Below are 17,014 nucleotides of genomic sequence, written 5' to 3' on the forward strand. Positions count from 1 at the left end.
GGGGGTTCGCTACTTCGGTGCCTGGAAGCCGCCGATCTCGCGTTCGAGCAGATCTGCCAGCTGCAGTGGGGTGCGGTCCTCGAACATCGGGCCGATGAGCTGCACTCCCACCGGCAGGCCCTCCGGGGAGCGGCCCGCCGGGATGGCCGTGGCGGGCAGACCGGGCATGGTGGCGAGACCGGCCCAGACGAGCTGGTCGAAGTACGGGTACTCGACGCCGTCGATGTCGAGGCGCCGTTCCAGTGGGTTGGGGTCGTGGTCGTGCGGGAACGCGGGGGTGGGCGTGATCGGGCACACCACGGCGTCGAACTCGGCGAACAGCTGCCGCCACGCGTGGCGGTGGAGTTCGCGACGGTTGTTCGCCTCGAGCCAGTCGCGGTGGCTGAACACCATGGCGCGCAGCCGCACGGCGTCGAGACTCCGGTCGTCCGGGCTCAGCCCGGCGGCGCGGGCCTGCAACTGCTCGTATCCGTCGAGGGGAAACCGCGCGACGGAGCCCGAAATCAGCAACTGCATGTACAGCGTCGCCGCTTCGGCCAGGTCAGGCAGCAGCGGACTGCGCCGGTGGACGCGGGCACCGCCGTCGACGAGCGCGTCGGCCACCCGGTTCACGCCCGCCCGCACGGCGGACCCGGTCGGGATGAGCGGATGGTCGTCGAGGACCAGGACGCGGAAGTCGGACAGCTTCTCGTGGCGTGCGGGCGGCAGCGTCACGTGGTGCGCCTTGCCGAGCGTCAACGGGTCCGGTCCGGCCATGACGTCAAGCAGGAGCGCCAGGTCGCGGGCGGTGCGAGCCATCGGACCGACGACGGCGAGGTCGAGGTCGACCGGCAATGGTGGTGCCGGCGGCGCGACCATGCCGCGGGTGGCCGCCAGCCCGAGTGTCGGCTTGTGCGCGTAGATGCCGCAGAAATGCGCGGGGGTGCGCAGCGAACCGGCGAGGTCGGAGCCGATGGACAATGCGCCGAATCCGGAGGCCAGGGCCGCCGCTGATCCGCCGGAGGAGCCGCCCGGCGTGCGATCGTGATCCCACGGATTGTCGGTGGTGCCGTAGATCTCGTTGAAGCTCTGGATGTCCTGCAGACCCAAGGGCACGTTGGTTTTTCCGAGCACCACCGCGCCGGCGGCCTTGAGCCGCGACACCTGCACCGCGTCCTCGGCCGGCACGTGGTCGCGGTGCGGCGGCAGGCCCCACGTCGTGGGCAATCCGGCGATGTCGTAGGACTCCTTGACCGTCACCGGGATGCCGAGCAGGGGCCGGTCCTCGCCGCGGGCGCGTGCCTGGTCGGCGCAGTGCGCGGCGGCCCGTGCCCGGTCGAAGTCCGGCACGCAGATCGCGTTGATCGCCGGGTCGTCCCGTTCGATCCGGGAGATCGCCTCGTCAGTCAGTTCCACCGAGGTCACCTCACCGGCCCGCAAGGCCGTGGCGAGCTGTTCGGCCGAGTGAAAACTCCATTCCATGAAATCCGACCCTAGCCGCAATAAAAGTCCACGCCCGGAAAAGGACGCGATGAGTGTTGAGACATCCATCCCGTTGCCGGAAAAGGAATTTCGTGGCCTGAGAGGGCGAAATCGGCTCGCCACACAATGGCGACAATGTCAATTCGAATCCCTACCGGCAATTCGCCGGATCAGTGGTGCCCGGGAGGTCGTGGTCACGGCAGGCCGACCCGTGGCGCAGCGACTACCGTGAGCGCGTGACCAGCGCCGGGTTCTTCTCATCGTTCGAGGCGGGTGACCCGCAGCCGGTCGCCTCCGGTGTCCGCGTGGACAGCGGACCCGACCGGTCCCCCACCGCGAAACCAGGTGTGGGGTTCACCGGCATGCGCGCGCTGCGCTACAGCGGCGTGGCGCGGACGGTGCTGTTCGAGACCGACGTCGAGGTCACCGCCCACAGTGCACTGTCCTACGTGGTCTTCCCGGCGTCGGACGCGGCGGTCCCTTCCTACCGCAGCACGTTCGTCGCGCTGGACGTCGAGTTCGACGACGGCAGCACCGCCGGGTTCTCGGCCACCGAGCAGGGGCACGCGAAGACCCTGCTGGTGGACCAGTGGAACCTCGTGCGCCGCCCGCTGGGCGCGTTCGCCGGGCGCCGCGTGCGCCGGATCGTGCTGCTCACCGACGCGCCGGGCGGCCGTGACGTCAAGGGCTGGCTCGACGACGTGCGCATCGGCGAGCACCACCCGCGCACCGGCGACGCGGTCGACCACGTCCGCACGACACGGGGCACACACTCCGGCTTCGGCTTCTCGCGCGGCAACACGTTCCCGGCCACGGCCGTGCCGCACGGGTTCAACTTCTGGACCCCGGTCACCGACGCGCGGTCGCTGGACTGGTTCTACTCCTACCACCGGCACAACACGGCGGCGAACGAGCCGGCGCTGCAGGCGTTCGCACTGAGCCACCAGCCGAGCCCGTGGATGGGCGACCGCCACACCTTCCACCTGATGCCCGGCACCGGTCCCGTCGAGACCGACCGCCGGCGCCGCGCGCTCGCGTTCTCCCACGAAGACGAGACCGATCGGCCGCACCACTACGGCGTGCGGTTCGGCAACGGCGTCACAGCGGAGGTCGCGCCCACCGACCACGCGGCGATGTTCCGATTCACCTTCCCCGACGGCGCCGGCTGGGTGGTCTTCGACAACGCCCGCAACCGCGGCGGCCTGCGCGTGCACCCGTCGACCGGGGTGGTCACCGGGCACACGTGGGTGCGCAGCCGCTTGTCCACCGGAGCGCGGCGGATGTTCGTCTACGCGCAGGCCGACGTGCCCGCGTCCGGCGGGGGCCGCGGCCCGTTCCGGCGCCGGGTGGCCGGGCTCCTGGAGTTCGCCGCGCCGGAGGTGACGCTGCGGATCGCGACGTCGCTGATCAGCCTCGCGCAGGCGCGGCGCAATCTGGAGCTGGAGATCCCGGCCGGCACCACATTCGACGAGGTCCGCGACCGCGCGCGGGAGAAGTGGCAGGACGTGCTGGGGCGCGTCGAGCTCGAGGGCGCGAGCGAGGACGAGCTGGCCACGTTCTACTCGAACCTCTACCGGCTCTACCTCTACCCGAACCTCGCGCACGAGAACACGCCCGACGGCATCCGCCACGCCAGCCCCGTCGCCCGCGGCCGCGCCTTCAGCACCCGCAAACGCACCGGCGCGAAGATCGTCGACGGCGAGCTGTACGTCAACAACGGCTTCTGGGACACCTACCGCACCACCTGGCCCGCGTACGCGCTGCTCACCCCCGAGCGCTGCGGCCGGATGATCGACGGGTTCGTGCAGCAGTACCGCGAAGGCGGCTGGATCGCCCGCTGGTCCTCCCCGGGCTACGCCGACCTCATGACCGGCACCAGCTCCGACGTCGCCTTCGCCGACGCCTACCTCAAAGGCGTGCGCAACTTCGACGTCGAGTCCGCCTACGACGCCGCGCTGAAAAACGCGACCGTCGCCCCGCCCCGCGCCGGCGTGGGCCGCAAAGGCCTCGACACCTCACCGTTCCTCGGCTACACGCCCACCTCGACCCGCGAAGGCCTCTCGTGGGCGCTGGAAGGCTGCCTCAACGACTTCGGCCTCGCCAACCTCGCCGACGCGCTCGCCCGCGAAAGCGAAGGCCCTCGCGCGCGCCGCCGCGCCGACAACGCCGCCTACCTGCGCCAGCGCGCCCAGCACTACGTGCACCACTTCGACCCGCGCATCGGCTTCTTCCAGGGCCGCACCCCCGACGGCGGCCGGCACTTCCCGGCGCGGGGCTACGACCCCGAGGCGTGGGGCGGCGACTTCGTGGAGACCAACGCGTGGAACACCGCGTTCTCCGTGCCCCACGACGGGCCCGGCCTCGCCGCCCTGCACGGCGGCACCGCCGGCCTCGAAGCCAAGCTCGACACGTTCTTCACCACCCCCGAGACCGGCCGCAAACCCGGCGCCTACGGCGGCCTCATCCACGAGATGACCGAAGCCCGCGACGTGCGCATGGGCCAGTACGGCCACTCCAACCAGCCTTCGCACCACATCCCGTGGATCTACGCCTACGCCGGAGCGCCCGCGAAGCTGCAGCGCACCGTCCGCGAGGTCCTGCGCCGCCTCTACCTCGGCAGCGAACTCGGCCAGGGCTACCCGGGCGACGAGGACAACGGCGAGATGTCCGCCTGGTACGTCTTCGCCGCGCTCGGCCTGTACCCGCTCACGGTCGGCAGCCCGCGGTACGTGGTGTGCGCGCCGCTGTTCCGCCAGGCGACCCTGCACCTGGAGAACGGCCACGACCTCGTGATCCGCGCCCCCGGCGCTGCGACGGCCGCCGACACTGGGGACACGGTCGACACGCCCTACGTCCACGGCCTCACCATCGACGGCCGGCCCCACCACTCCGCGACCCTCTCCCACGCCGTGCTCGCCCGCGGCGCCGTGCTGGAGTTCGACGTCCGCAGCGAACCCGGCACCTGGGGCACCGAACCCGCCACGCCGGCGAAGCCCGCGCCGCTGACCGACCTCGTCGGCACCGCCTACAGCCCCGACGGTCCCGCCGCGCTCCTCGTCGACGACACCAGCCGCACCGAAGCCACCTTCACCACCCGCACCCCCGTGGTCGAGTTCTCCGTGCACGGCAACCCCCGCGAAGTCACGATGTACACGCTCACCTCGGGCAGCCGCGACGGCGACCCGACCGCGTGGGTGCTGGAAGGCTCCGCCGACGGCCGCCAATGGACGGTGCTCGACCGTCGCAGCGACGAGTTGTTCCGCTGGCGCCGCCAGATTCGCCCGTTCGTCCTCGACAGCCCCGCGGCCTGCGCGCACTACCGTTTGCGTGTCACGGCGGCGAACCGCCGCCGCGTCACCCTCGCCCAGTGGGAGCTGCTCGCCCGATGATCGCCGACCTCCGCGACGCCACCCTCGACCGGCTGGCGGGAGCCGATCCCGGCCTCGTCCGCCTGCGGCTGGCCGGCTCCGCCGTACTGGGCATCATCATCGCCATCCTCGTGCTGCAGCCCCTGCACTTCCCGCTCACCACGTCACTGGTCGCCGCCATCGCCGCGATGATGAGCGCCTTCACCGTCAACGACCCCACCACCGGCGGCCAAGCCGTCACGCTGTGCCTCGCGGCCGTCGTCGGCGCCTGCTCCATCACCCTGGCCACCATCGGCGCCGCCTACCCGCCGCTCGACAGCATCGTCTTCGTCCTGCTGATCTTCGTCGCGGTCTACATCCAGCGCTTCGGCCCCCGCGGCACCGCACTGGGCTCCATGGCGTTCTTCCTGTTCTTCTTCCCCATGTTTCTGCAGGCCCACCTTTCCCAAGCCCCGCAGCTGCTCATCGCCATGGCCACCGGCATCGCCGCCAACGCCCTCGTGCGCTTCGTCCTGCTGCGCCGCAACGCCGAAACCGAGTTCATCCGCATCCGCCGCGCCTTCCGCGCCCGCGTCGGCGCCACCGTGCGCGCCACCGAGGCCTACATCGCCTCCGCCGGCAGCGACCGCAGCAACCGCCAGATCCGCACCGCCCTGGCCCGCCTGCACGAATCCGTCCTGCTCATCGAGGACAACGCCCCCGACGTCGTCGACGCCCGCAACGCCGACCTCCTACGCCGCCGCGCCATCGAGGTCGAGCTCGCCGTCCAATGGCTCACCATCACCGTGCAACGCACCTACTCCCACCCGATGCCCGAAGGCGTCGCCGACGACCTCGTCGCCCGGCTGGCGAAGTTCCGCTCCCTCATGGAACGCGACCCCCGCGAACTGCCCCTCATCAGCGAGACCGGTGAATACAGCCGCATGCTCGTGGAAGGCAGCCGCATCGACGAGAAAGCCCGCCCCGGCGACGGCGTCCGCCGCGCCATCGCCGAGCTCGCCGTCGCCGACGACCGCGCCCAGCGCGTCGCCGGCCGCGAGGCCACAGTGGACTACTCCCTCGACGAAGACGACGACGAACCCGAACCCACCAAAGCGTTCGCCTACGACAACCAGACCCGCAGCGCCATCCAGGCCGTCATCGGCGGCGGGCTCGCCGTCCTCGCCGGACAGCTCATCTCCCACCAACGCTGGTACTGGGCCGTACTGACCGTCTTCGTGGTCTTCGTCGGCACCTCCAGCGCCGGCGCCCGATTCGTCAAAGGAGTCCGCCGCACCGGCGGCACCCTCATCGGCATCGTCGGCGGCGTCGCACTGGCCCTGCTCGTCAGCGGCAACACCATCGCGATCCTCGCCCTGATCATGGTCTGCGTCTTCGGCATGGTCTACATGGCCCGCGTCTCGCAGTTCCTCATGGCCTTCTTCGTCACCAGCATGCTCGGCCTGCTCTACAGCCTCCTCGGCACCTTCAGCATCGAGGTCCTCTGGATCCGCGTCGCCGAAACCGCCGTCGGCGCCGCCTCCGGCCTGCTCGCCGCCATGGTCATCGTCCCCGTCCGCACCCGCTCGGTGATGCTCGACGACATCGCGACCGTCCTCGACGAGCTGCACGAGTTCGTCGAATCAGCCGAAACCCTGCTCTCCGGCCGCGACAACGTGAACATCATCGAGATGTCCCGCGACCTCGACCGCTCCGTCGAACAGGTCCGCAAGACGATCGAACCGCTCACCCACCCCATCAACCTCCGCAGCGCGCGGCGCGACTACGGCTGGCACGTGCTCACCACCCTCGAAGGCATCGCCTTCCGCGCCCGCCACGTCGCCGCCCGCGCCCAGCCCGGCCAGCTCGACGGACCCGTCGCCGACCGCCTCGACCTCTTCGCCGGCCGTGTACTCGCCAACATCGACCTCGTCGGCGAAGCCGTCCGCCACCCCAACACCACGCCCACGGACAAGCTCCTCCGCGACGACGGCACCCCCGTCGTCGACCGCATCGACGACTCCGAAACCCGCGCCGTCGTCTCCAGCTTCAGCCACCTCGACGAAGGCGTGATCGCGCTGGGCCGCGTGTTCAACGTCGACGCGACCCAGCCCGCACCGGCCGGCGCTAACCGGCCCTCGTGAGCAGCTCCATGTTGTGCCCGTCCGGATCGTCGAAGTAGAACCCGCGCCCGCCGAACATCCCGTTGATCCCCGTCGTGCGGTGCAGCGGATCGGCGTAGATCGCCGTCCCCGACGCCGTGAGGCGCTCCAGCGCGGCGTCGAACTCCGCATCGCTCACCAGAAACGCGTAGTGCTGACCGGCGACTGTGTCCGACTTGCCCGCCTGCGCGAAGTCCAGCGTCACCCCATTGCCCAGCACCACCGGCAGGAACGGCGCCGTCTCCTCACCCACAGCCAACCCCAACACACCCGCGAGGAACTCCGCCGACGCGCCTCGATCCGTCGCCCAGACGATCGTGTGGTTCAGCTCCGCCATCACGCACCCCCGCGCGCGAACGCCAGCGGCGCACCGATCGGGCTCAGGTGCATCCCCGCCAGCAACCACCGGCCGTCCTCGCGCACCAGCACGCGCGTCGACCGGAACTGTCCGTCCACCGCGTTGCCCCGGTGCGTCGCCTCCTGCTCGTGCACGCCGACCGCGATCGCCGAGTCACCGTGCTCTCGCACCTCGACCTCGCGCCAGTCCAGCCGGCGCGTGACGAGCCCGCCGCCTTCGTAGCGCTGCAGCCACTGGTCGCGGTTCAGCACGAAGCCCAGCGGGCCGATTAAGGTGAAGTTACCCGTGGTCATCCCGGCCAGCGTCGTGGTGTCCCCGGCCGTCTCGGCCGCGACCCAGCGTTTCCCCAAGTCGGTGATCTCTTCGGTGGTGCCCATGATCCCTCCCGCGGTCAGTGGAGCAGCTTGACGCGACAAACGTTAGAACTCTAATCGTTAGGTGTAAAACGCTTAGACTTCGATCAATCTGCGCTACGGTGCACCCGTGCCACGACCAACCACCGCCCCTATCGGCGTCGTCCTCGCCCGCACCGCCAAAGCCGCGGGGCAGGCCTTCGACCAGGCCCTCGCCGCCGTCGGCGGCTCCCAGCCCATCTGGCAGATCCTCATCGCCCTCAAAACCCACCAGCACACCAGCCAACGCCAGCTCGCCGACGCCGTCGGCATCCAAGGCGCCACCCTCACCCACCACCTCAACGGCATGGAAACCGCCGGCCTGCTCACCCGCACCCGCGACCCCGAAAACCGCCGCGTCCACCACGTCGAGCTCACCGACCACGGCGAAACCACCTTCCACCGCCTCGCCGAAGCCGCCGTCGCCCACGACAACCGCATGCGCACCGGCCTCACCGACCACGAGATCGCGACCCTCGCCACGCTCCTGCGCCGGCTCGCGGCCAACGTCACGACACCCGCCGGAGAGTGACTGGACGCACCCGAACGATCGCACCCGCGAGTACTAGAGTCGCGGTACTAGCCAAAGTCGTCTCAAGCTGGAGAACCCGCTATGACCCAAGCCCCTGTCAACGTCACCGTCACCGGTGCGGCCGGCCAGATCGGCTACGCGCTGCTCTTCCGCATCGCGTCCGGTCAGCTCCTCGGCCCGGACACCCCGGTGAAACTGCGGCTCCTCGAGATCCCGCAGGCGGTCAAGGCGGCTGAGGGCACCGCGATGGAGCTCGACGACGGCGCCTTCCCGCTCCTGTCGGGGATCGACATCTTCGACGACCCCAAGCAGGCGTTCTCCGGCACCAACATCGCCCTGCTCGTCGGCGCCCGCCCCCGCACCAAGGGCATGGAGCGCGGCGACCTGCTCGAGGCCAACGGCGGCATCTTCAAGCCCCAGGGCGAAGCCATCAACGCCGGCGCGGCCGACGACATCCGCGTCCTCGTGGTGGGCAACCCGGCCAACACCAACGCCCTCATCGCCAAGTCCCACGCGCCCGACGTACCGGCCGACCGCTTCACCGCGATGACCCGCCTCGACCACAACCGCGCCCTCGCGCAGCTGTCGAAGAAGCTCGACGTCCCGGTCTCGGACATCAAGCGCCTGGCCATCTGGGGCAACCACTCGGCCACGCAGTACCCGATGATCACCCACGGCACCGTCGGCGGCAAGAACCTCGCCGAGGCCGTCAACGACCAGACCTGGGTCGAAGAGACCTTCATCCCCACCGTCGCCAAGCGCGGCGCGGCCATCATCGAAGCCCGCGGCCTCTCCTCCGCCGCCTCCGCCGCGTCGGCCGCCATCGACCACGTCTACACCTGGGTCAACGGCACCGACGAAGGCGACTGGACCTCCGCCGCGGTCATCTCCGACGGCTCCTACGGTGTCCCCGAGGGCCTCATCTCGTCCTTCCCCGTCACCGCCAAGGACGGCAAGTACGAGATCGTGCAGGGCCTCGAGATCGACGACTTCTCCCGCACCCGCATCGACGCCACCGTCGGCGAGCTCGCCGAGGAGCGCGACGCCGTGCAGAAGCTCGGCCTCATCTGAGTTGAGCACTGCTTCTTTTGAGGGCCGCCCCGGATCCGTCCGGGGCGGCCCTCGCCTCATCCACCTCAACGGACCGTCGGGCATCGGGAAGTCCACCGTCGCGCGCCTCTACGCCGACCGCCACCCCGGCGTGCTCGACCTCGACACCGACCACGTTGTCTCCCTCATCGGCGGCTGGCGCGACGACTTCTTCGCCACCCTGCCCGTCGCGCGCCGCCTGGCTGTCGCCATGGCCGAAACCCATCTGCGGTCCGGGTTCTCCGTCGTGATGCCCCAGCTGGCAACGCACCTGAAAGAGGTCTCGGGGTTCGAAGCAGCCGCGCGTGCCGCAGGAGCTTCGTACGTCGAGATCGTGCTGACCGCGGCGAAGCCCCACGCGTTCGACCGCTACTCGTCCCGCTCCAGCGACAGCGGACCGGCCCGCGACATCGACGAGATCATCACCCTTGCCGGCGGGCTGGAGCTGATCGACCGCGTCCACGACCACCTCGCGGCGTACCTGCGGCAGCGTCCGAAGTGCACTGTGGTCGATACGGAAAGCCTTGACGTGGAACAGACCTACGACGCCGTGGTCGGGATTCTCGCTGGTCTTTAGCTGGGTTTTGGTGGTGAGCTGGGCTGTTGGGTGACAAATTGGTTTTTGACATTTGACCCGCTGTATAGGTCGTTATACATTTTTGAGAGTGACTGTCTACACCGGACTTGGCGCGACCGGTCAGGATCAGTCTGTGAGCGATTCGGGGAAGCCGAACAGGGTGACCAGGACCGCGTCGTGGAACGCGACGACACGGGAGACGCCGGCGGCGGTCGGGTCCAGCACCACGATGCCTCTCCCCCGGAACACACCGGCTTCGTCTCGGCGGTACTCGACGGCAGCGGGCTGGCCATTGGCGGTGGTGGCGAGCATCCGCCAGTCCCCCGGTGCCCCCAGCACGTCCGCGGTGAGCATGCGGATGCAGTTCACCAGCCCGGCCTGCCACTCGCGGAACGGTGTCGCCTCGAGCGTCGCGTCCGCGCGCAGCACCTGTTCCAGGAGACCGGCATCCGAGCGTTCGAAGGCCGCGATGTAACCGTCGAGCAGTGCCCGTGCCCGCTGGTCAGCCGGTTCCAGCAACTGCTCCGGCCGCGGTTCCAGCTCACCCAGCCGCGCCCGGGCCCGCTGCAGCCCGCTCTTCACCGCCGCTGTGGTGGTACCGAGCAGCTGCGCGGTTTCGGCCGCGGAGAACGCGAGCACCTCACGCAGGATGAGGATCGCGCGCTGGCGGGCGGGCAGGTGCTGCAGGCTCGCGATGAGCGCCAGGCGCAGTGATTCGCGCGCGACGACCGACGTGGCCGGGTCGTCGTCGGCGGCGGTGGTCCACCGGTCCGGCCACGGTTCCAGCCACGAGACCTCATCCGGCGCGACGGGGTTGGCCGAGGTCTCGGATCCCTCCTGGGGACCGCCCAGGCCCGAGGGCAGCATCCGGATCTTGCGCGGCTCCACCGCGGTCAGGCAGACGTTGGTGGCGATCTTGTAGAGCCAGGACCGGATCGACGCACGGCCTTCGAACCCGGCGTAGGATCGCCAGGCCCGCAGGTAGGTTTCCTGCACCAGGTCCTCGGCGTCATGCGCAGAACCGACCATGCGGTAGCAGTGCGCCAGCAGCTCCCGCCGGAACGGCTCGGTTTCGGCGGTGAACCGGTCCCGATCCGCCGGCTCCCGCACCTGGGCCGTCATGCGGCGAGCCCAGGTCGCGGCATGGGGGTGACCGTGGATTGCCTGGTGACCATGCCCTGCTCCTCGTCCGGACCGCTCCCGCGGATCGGGACCGTCACCCCATAAGACCCCGAAAGTGGCACGAAGGTATCGAACCCCAGGTCAGCGCGACGTCAGGGCCGCAGGGCGAGCTTGCCGACGGTCACCCTCGACTCCAGCGCGGCGAGGGCTTGCGGGCCGTCGGCCAAGTCGTAGACGACCGGGCGTTCGGGTGGGAGGACACCGGCGGCGACGAGGGCCGACAGCTCACCCATGACCTCACCGAAGATCCGGGGAGCCGCCCGGATCAGCATCCCGAGGTTGAGGCCGACGACGTGGACCTGGTGGCGGTACACCAGGTCCCAGTTGGTGAACGCGGCTTCGCCGCCCGCCAAGCCGTAGACGACGACCCGGCCGGTGACCGGCTTGGCGGAGGCCAGGCCGGCCGCGAAGCCGGCACCTCCGGCGGACTCCAGCACCAGATCGGCACCGGCACCACCGGTCAGCCGCAGGACTTCGGCGGCGAGATCGGGGGTGGCGGAGTCCAGGACGTGATCGGCGCCGAGCGCCCGCACGGTCTCGTGCTTGCCCCGGGAAGCGGTGGCGATGACCGTCGCGCCGTAGTGCTTGGCCATCCTCACCGCGGCCTGGCCGGTCGCGCCCGCCGCGGCGTGGACCACCACCGTCTCCCCCGAGGTCAGCCGGCCCAGCGGCTTGAGCGCCGCGAGCGCGGTCGGCCGGTTCACGACCAGGCCCAGCGCCTGCTCGGCCGTCCAGCCGGCAGGCACCGGCATCGCCGCGGCCGCGGGCAGGACCGCGTACTCGGCGAACGCACCGGGCCCGACGCCGATGACCGGGCTCCCCGGCCCCAGGCCGGTTACCTCCGCACCCAGCGCGACAACGTCGCCCGCGGCCTCGAAACCCGCCAGGTAAGGCGGCTGCGGGCCGCCCCGGAACACCCCGTGGGCCTGCGAGAGGTCGGCGAAGTTGACCCCGGCGGCCCGGACCCTGATCAGCACTTCACCCCGGCCGGGAGCCGGCACCGGCACGTCGGTTATCAACCGCAGGTCTTGCGGCCCCTCGAGCGAAGTCTGCTCCAGCGCGCGCATGGTCGCGGGAATGCTCACGGCGATCAGCCCTCTTCTCGGGTTGCCGAACCACGGCCGGCTCGGGGCGAGCCGCACCGTCGAAGAGGTAGACCTCGCGCGGAGCCGAAAGGAATCGGCCGCCGTCTGGGTGCCGGTCTTTGCAGAGGTTTGGGGGTACGTGAGAGCTTCGAGGGATCACCTGGTTTGTGCACAACGCCCAGCGGTATAGGTCGTTATACACTTCAAGGGGTGCCATCTCGCGCGGATCGTCCTCAGAGGACTGAGCGGATCGCCTCCACGACAGCGTCTTCGTGCTCCAGGTGCATCGTCTGGTGTGCCGCACCGTCGAGTATGCGGTGCTCACCTCGCGGCACGGACGCGGCGATCGACGCGTGCAGGGCCTTGATCCCCGCGAGCATCGAATCCATCAGCTCCGGGGAGGCGAACTGCGCCCAGTACGGGTTGGCCCCGAGCGCGCTCAGCACCACGAGCGGTACGTCCGGCAGCACTCCCCCGGCGCGGACCTGGTCGTACACCTCGGTTTCGAAGTTCCGCGTCTCCAGGACCGCCGTGCGCCACTCCGTGAGGTGCTTGTCCATCAACGCGTCCCGGACACCGTCGGGCCAGTTCGCGTACAGCTTCAGCAATGCGTCGCGCGACGCGTCCAGTTGCGCGGGAGTCGGCTCGGGCAGGGCGGCCAGGTCGGGCTTGAGGCTCTCGTTCAGCTCGGCGGCCTCCTTCGGCAGGAACTCCAGGATGTCCTCGTGGCCCGGATCGAGGAACACCAGGCCGGCGACCTCCCCTGGGAAGCGCTGCGCATAGCGGCGGGCGTACAGCGCCCCGAGCGAATGTCCGGCCAGCACGTACGGCCCGGGCACGTCCGCCGCCGCCAGCAGGGCCCGCAGTTCCTCCGTCACCTCGTCCGGCGTGCGGGGCAGCTCGACGGCGTCGCTCCATCCCGTGCCGGCGCGGTCGTACACCACGCTCGTGGTGAACTCCGCGACGCGCTGCTGCACGTTCAGGAAGTCATACGCCATCAAGCCCGCGCCAGGCAGGAACACCACCGGCGGCCCGCCGGAGCCGCAGCGATGCAGCAGCAGCCGCCGCCCGGCCACTTCGTAGTGCTCGCCCAGTGGTGCCACGTCGACCTTCATCGCCGAATCTCCCATCCCGGGCCCCCAGTGGCCCAACGTTCTCAATATTGAGAACGGTAGCAGATGTGCGAACATAACGGCGTGGACGATCTGGAACTCCTGGTGCACCCGGTGCGGCTGCGCGTGGTGCACGCCCTCTCCGGCGGGCGGCCCCTGACCACCACCCAGCTGGCCGAGCGCATCCACGACGTGTCGAAGGCGACCCTGTACCGCCACGTCGGCCTGCTCGCCGAAGCCGGAATCCTCGAAGTGGCCGAGGAACAACGCGTCCGCGGCGCCGTCGAGCGCAGCTACCGGCTGCGGCGTGACCGCGCGGTGATCGACGCGGACGCGGCGGCCTCGGCGACGCACGACGATCACCGCAATGTGTTCGCGACCGCGATGACGACGTTGATCGCCGAGTTCACCGCGTACCTGGGCCGGGCCGGTGCGGATCCGGTCGAGGACCTGGTGGGCTACCGCCAGCACTCGGTCTGGCTGAGCCACGAGGAGCTCGCCGAGCTCATCACCGAGCTCCGCGAAGTACTCCTCCCCCGGCTGCGCAACGAGCCCGCCCCCGGCCGGCGCCAGCACCTCATCAGCCCGATCTTGTTCCCTCTGGAGTGACCACAGCCAAACTCAACCCTGGCCGTATAGATCGTTATACAGTCCATGAGAGACAAAAGTGGGGCCGACCGAGAACGGCCGGCCCCACCCGAAAAGACGATCAGGCCCCCGCGAGACCCCGGCGCTCCAGCAGCGGCTGGATCTCCGGCTGACGACCGCGGAAGTTCGCGAACGCCTCCATCGGGTCCACACTCCCGCCGCGGCCGAGCAGCGTCGAGCGGAAGTGGTCGCCGTTCTCGCGCTTGAGGCCGCCGTTCTCGCGGAACCACTGCACGGTGTCGGCGTCGAGGACCTCGCTCCAGATGTAGGAGTAGTAGCCCGCGCTGTAACCGCCGCCGAAGACGTGGTTGAAGTACGTGGTGCGGTAGCGCGGCGGCACGCTTTCCAGCGCGACGCCGGCCTTCTCCAGCGCGTCGGACTCGAAGCGCTGCACGTCGTCGACGCGGTCGTCCACGCCGAGGCGGTGCCAGGCGAGGTCGAGCAGCGACGCGGCGAGGTACTCGGTCGTCTTGAAGCCCTCGCCGTACTGCTGCGAGGCTTCGAGCTTGGCGACCTGCTCGGCCGGCAGCGGCTCCCCCGTCACGTGGTGCTTGGCGTAGTTCGCCAGCACCTCGGGCCACAGCATCCACATCTCGTTGACCTGCGACGGGTACTCCACGAAGTCCCGCGGCACGCTCGGGCCGGAGAACGTCGGGTACTCGACGCCCGAGAGCAGCCCGTGCAGCGCGTGGCCGAACTCGTGGAACACGGTGGTGACCTCGTCGAGCGTCAGCAGGGTCGGTTCCCCCGCCGGCGGCTTCGCGACGTTGAGCACGTTGACCACCACGGACTTGCGCCCCAGCAGGTCCGACTGGCTCACGAAGTTGTTCATCCACGCGCCGCCGCGCTTGGAGTCACGCGTGTAGTAGTCCACGAGGAACAGGCCCATGCCGCTGCCGTCGGCGTCGAAGACCTCGAAGGTCCGCACCTCCGGGTGGTATTTCGGCAGGTCGTCGCGCTCGGTGAAGGTCAGGCCGTACAGGCGGTTCGCGGCGAAGAACACTCCGTCGGTCAGCACGCGGTTCAGCTCGAAGTACGGGCGCAGCGCCGCGGTGTCCACCTCGTAGCGCTCGCGGCGCACCTTCTCGGCGTAGAACGCCCAGTCCCACGGCTTCAGCGTCGCGCCCGGGACGTCCGCCTCGAGGTGCTGCTGCAGCTCGGCGGCCTCGACGCGGGCGTTGGCCACGGCGACCGGCGCCAGCCGCTCCAGCAGGCCCGAGGCCGCGTCGGCGGTCTTGGCCGTCTCGTCGGAGATCACGTACGACGCGTGGTCCGGGTAGCCCAGCAGCGCCGCGCGTTCGGCCCGCAGACGGACGATCTCGGCGGCGACGGAGTTGTTGTCGTACTCGTTGCCGCGGTTGCCTCGCGAGACCGAGGCGGTGAAGACGCGCTCGCGCACCGCGCGGTTCTCCAGCGACTCCAGGGCCGCCTGCGCGGTCGGCAGCGTGAGGTTCAGGACGTACTTGGCCTCTTCGCCGCGAGCGGCAGCCGCTTCGGCGGCGGTGGCGATCGCCCCCTCGTCGAGCCCGGCCAGGTCGGCGACGTCGTCGAGGACCACGGCGAGCTCGTTGGTGTCGCGCAGCAGGTTCTTCTGGAACTTCGTCTGCAGGGTCGAGAGCTGCTCGTTGAGCTTGCGCAGCTTGTCCTGCTCGGCCTCGGGCAGCCCGGCGCCGGCGCGGCTGAAGTCGGTGTGCCGGCGCTCCAGCAGACGCAGCGACTCGGGGTCGAGGCCGAGGCTCTCGCGCCGCTCGTACAGCGCGTTGATCCGCGCGAACAGCTGCGCGTCCAGGTGGATCGCGTCGGAGTGCGCGGCCAGTTTCGGCGCCAGCTCGGCCTGGATCTCCTGGATCTCGTCGGTCGAGTCGGAGCTGGAGACGTTGAAGAACGTGCCGGACGCCCGCTCCAGCAGCTCCCCCGCCCGCTCCAGCGCGGCGATCGTGTTCTCGAACGTGGGCTCCGCCCGGTTCGCGGCGATGTCGTGGATCTCCGCGGCGTGGGCGGTCAGGCCCTCGTCGAACGCGGGCCTGAAGTGCTCGACCGTGATGCGGTCGAACGGCGGCAGGGCGTAGGGCAGCTCACTCGGGGTGGCGAACGGGTTGTCCGGCGAAATCATCGGGTTGTGCTCCTGGTTCTTCACGTGCGTCCCGCGCTGATCCCGCCACCCTACGGGTTTCGCGGCCCTGGTCGAGCCGCTTTCCGCCGAGGGCGTGTCCGCGGCTCAGCGCCCGGTGCTGCCCCCGACCACCGCGTCGCTGTCGCCCGCCTTCCTGCCGCGGCCGGTCTTCTTCTTCGGCGGCGGGGGCACGATGCCCTTCAGGTCGCCGCCGTTCTCGTTCACGCGCAGCACGAACGGCCGCGTCTCGGTGTAGCGGACCACCGACACCGACGCGGGGTCGACCACAATGCGCTGGAACGCGTCGAGGTGCTGGCCCAGGGCATCGGCCAGCACCGCCTTGATCACGTCGCCGTGGCTGCAGGCGATCCACACGGCGTGGTCGCCGTGCTCGGCGGTGATGCGTGCGTCGTGCGCGCGGATCGCGGCCACCGCGCGGGCCTGCATCGCGGCCAGCCCCTCACCGCCGGGGAACACCGCCGCCGACGGGTGGGACTGGACCACCCGCCACAGCTGCTCCTTGACCAGCGTCTTCAGCTCACGACCGGTCCACTCGCCGTAGTCCACTTCGGACAGGCGCGGCTCCACGGTCTTGTCCAGACCCAGCGCGGTCGCCAACGGCGTCACCGTCTGCTTGCAGCGCAGCATCGGCGACACCACCAGCTCGGCGACGGGCACGCCGGCCAGCCGCTCGACCAGCCTGTCGGCCTGCGCGCGGCCGGTGTCGTCGAGACCGACCTTCGGCGTGCGCCCCGCCAGGACGCCGGACCCGTTCGCGGTGGACTTCCCGTGCCGCAGCAAGATGACCGTACTCACAACGTAACCCTAACTGTATCTTTTGCCTCGGCTCCGCCGAGGCGTGCGAGATCGCCTTTGAGCCGGCTTCCGGATGGGGCGGTCGGATCGGCCGGGGCCGATCGCTACGCCCCCAACGGGACCCGGGGGGGGGTAGGGCC

Annotated in this window: 14 protein-coding genes; 6 read left to right on the forward strand and 8 right to left on the reverse strand. The window is 70.2% G+C overall.

Going from position 1 to position 17,014, the window contains the following annotated elements:
• Positions 1 to 9: 9 nt before the first annotated feature.
• Entirely contained in the window at positions 10 to 1,461 is a 1,452-nt protein-coding gene (locus AB0H62_RS28310; protein ID WP_220240668.1) for an amidase, read from the reverse strand.
• A gap of 236 nt (positions 1,462 to 1,697) precedes the next feature.
• On the opposite strand from AB0H62_RS28310, the gene AB0H62_RS28315 reads away from it, so the two are divergent.
• Both AB0H62_RS28315 and AB0H62_RS28320 read left to right on the forward strand, forming a co-directional pair.
• Entirely contained in the window at positions 1,698 to 4,850 is a 3,153-nt protein-coding gene (locus AB0H62_RS28315; RefSeq protein ID WP_220240667.1) for a GH92 family glycosyl hydrolase, read from the forward strand.
• Positions 4,847 to 6,952 (forward strand): FUSC family protein, encoded by a 2,106-nt coding sequence (locus AB0H62_RS28320; protein ID WP_220240666.1) that lies wholly within the window; start codon positions 4,847 to 4,849, stop codon positions 6,950 to 6,952. The genes AB0H62_RS28315 and AB0H62_RS28320 overlap by 4 nt, the downstream gene beginning before the upstream one ends.
• On the opposite strand, the gene AB0H62_RS28325 is transcribed toward AB0H62_RS28320, so the two are convergent.
• Both AB0H62_RS28325 and AB0H62_RS28330 read right to left on the reverse strand, forming a co-directional pair.
• Positions 6,936 to 7,307 carry a VOC family protein gene (locus tag AB0H62_RS28325; RefSeq protein WP_360589240.1) on the reverse strand — a complete coding sequence of 124 codons (372 nt, stop codon included), beginning with the start codon at positions 7,305 to 7,307 and terminating at the stop codon, positions 6,936 to 6,938. The genes AB0H62_RS28320 and AB0H62_RS28325 overlap by 17 nt on opposite strands.
• Positions 7,307 to 7,705: a nuclear transport factor 2 family protein gene (locus AB0H62_RS28330; protein WP_360589242.1), complete on the reverse strand. Its 399-nt coding sequence runs from the start codon at positions 7,703 to 7,705 to the stop codon at positions 7,307 to 7,309. Before AB0H62_RS28330 ends, AB0H62_RS28325 begins: the two co-directional genes overlap by 1 nt.
• Before the next feature lie 106 nt (positions 7,706 to 7,811).
• On the opposite strand from AB0H62_RS28330, the gene AB0H62_RS28335 reads away from it, so the two are divergent.
• The 3 genes from AB0H62_RS28335 (at position 7,812) to AB0H62_RS28345 (ending at position 9,918) form a co-directional block, all read left to right on the forward strand.
• Positions 7,812 to 8,252: a MarR family winged helix-turn-helix transcriptional regulator gene (locus AB0H62_RS28335; RefSeq protein ID WP_360589244.1), complete on the forward strand. Its 441-nt coding sequence runs from the start codon at positions 7,812 to 7,814 to the stop codon at positions 8,250 to 8,252.
• An 81-nt stretch (positions 8,253 to 8,333) separates the two neighbouring features.
• On the forward strand, positions 8,334 to 9,323 hold the full coding sequence (locus AB0H62_RS28340; RefSeq protein WP_220240662.1) for a malate dehydrogenase: 990 nt from the start codon (positions 8,334 to 8,336) through the stop codon (positions 9,321 to 9,323).
• Position 9,324: 1 nt separating this feature from the next.
• Positions 9,325 to 9,918: an AAA family ATPase gene (locus AB0H62_RS28345; protein ID WP_360589246.1), complete on the forward strand. Its 594-nt coding sequence runs from the start codon at positions 9,325 to 9,327 to the stop codon at positions 9,916 to 9,918.
• Between the two features lie 126 nt (positions 9,919 to 10,044).
• Here the strand turns inward: AB0H62_RS28345 and AB0H62_RS28350 are convergent, their stop codons facing one another.
• The 3 genes from AB0H62_RS28350 to AB0H62_RS28360 all read right to left on the reverse strand — a co-directional run bounded on the left by AB0H62_RS28350 (position 10,045) and on the right by AB0H62_RS28360 (position 13,300).
• Positions 10,045 to 11,040: a sigma-70 family RNA polymerase sigma factor gene (locus AB0H62_RS28350; protein ID WP_360589248.1), complete on the reverse strand. Its 996-nt coding sequence runs from the start codon at positions 11,038 to 11,040 to the stop codon at positions 10,045 to 10,047.
• Between the two features lie 152 nt (positions 11,041 to 11,192).
• The gene (locus tag AB0H62_RS28355; RefSeq protein ID WP_360589250.1) at positions 11,193 to 12,242 is read right to left on the reverse strand and encodes a zinc-binding dehydrogenase; all 1,050 of its coding nucleotides are present in this window, start codon (positions 12,240 to 12,242) and stop codon (positions 11,193 to 11,195) included.
• A 176-nt stretch (positions 12,243 to 12,418) separates the two neighbouring features.
• Positions 12,419 to 13,300 (reverse strand): alpha/beta hydrolase, encoded by an 882-nt coding sequence (locus AB0H62_RS28360; protein WP_360589252.1) that lies wholly within the window; start codon positions 13,298 to 13,300, stop codon positions 12,419 to 12,421.
• Positions 13,301 to 13,381: 81 nt separating this feature from the next.
• Between AB0H62_RS28360 and AB0H62_RS28365 the strand changes: the two genes are divergently transcribed.
• Positions 13,382 to 13,906 (forward strand): helix-turn-helix domain-containing protein, encoded by a 525-nt coding sequence (locus tag AB0H62_RS28365; protein ID WP_360589254.1) that lies wholly within the window; start codon positions 13,382 to 13,384, stop codon positions 13,904 to 13,906.
• A gap of 100 nt (positions 13,907 to 14,006) precedes the next feature.
• Here AB0H62_RS28365 and AB0H62_RS28370 read toward each other — a convergent pair whose 3' ends face one another.
• Both AB0H62_RS28370 and AB0H62_RS28375 read right to left on the reverse strand, forming a co-directional pair.
• Positions 14,007 to 16,058, reverse strand: a complete 2,052-nt coding sequence (locus AB0H62_RS28370; RefSeq protein WP_360589506.1) for a M3 family metallopeptidase — start codon at positions 16,056 to 16,058, stop codon at positions 14,007 to 14,009.
• Between the two features lie 105 nt (positions 16,059 to 16,163).
• Positions 16,164 to 16,874, reverse strand: coding sequence for a histidine phosphatase family protein (locus AB0H62_RS28375; RefSeq protein ID WP_220240656.1), 711 nt, complete (start codon positions 16,872 to 16,874; stop codon positions 16,164 to 16,166).
• Positions 16,875 to 17,014: the final 140 nt, after the last annotated feature.

It is taken from the genome of Amycolatopsis sp. NPDC050768, from assembly GCF_040654155.1.
Lineage (GTDB): Bacteria > Actinomycetota > Actinomycetes > Mycobacteriales > Pseudonocardiaceae > Amycolatopsis.

Coding starts and splice junctions, on each gene's coding strand:
- AB0H62_RS28310 (WP_220240668.1), bottom strand. CDS start 1,461: ATGGAATGGAGTTTTCACTCGGCCGAACAGCTCGCCACGGCCTTGCGG.
- AB0H62_RS28320 (WP_220240666.1), top strand. CDS start 4,847: ATGATCGCCGACCTCCGCGACGCCACCCTCGACCGGCTGGCGGGAGCC.
- AB0H62_RS28325 (WP_360589240.1), bottom strand. CDS start 7,307: ATGGCGGAGCTGAACCACACGATCGTCTGGGCGACGGATCGAGGCGCG.
- AB0H62_RS28330 (WP_360589242.1), bottom strand. CDS start 7,705: ATGGGCACCACCGAAGAGATCACCGACTTGGGGAAACGCTGGGTCGCG.
- AB0H62_RS28340 (WP_220240662.1), top strand. CDS start 8,334: ATGACCCAAGCCCCTGTCAACGTCACCGTCACCGGTGCGGCCGGCCAG.
- AB0H62_RS28350 (WP_360589248.1), bottom strand. CDS start 11,040: ATGACGGCCCAGGTGCGGGAGCCGGCGGATCGGGACCGGTTCACCGCC.
- AB0H62_RS28360 (WP_360589252.1), bottom strand. CDS start 13,300: ATGAAGGTCGACGTGGCACCACTGGGCGAGCACTACGAAGTGGCCGGG.
- AB0H62_RS28370 (WP_360589506.1), bottom strand. CDS start 16,058: ATGATTTCGCCGGACAACCCGTTCGCCACCCCGAGTGAGCTGCCCTAC.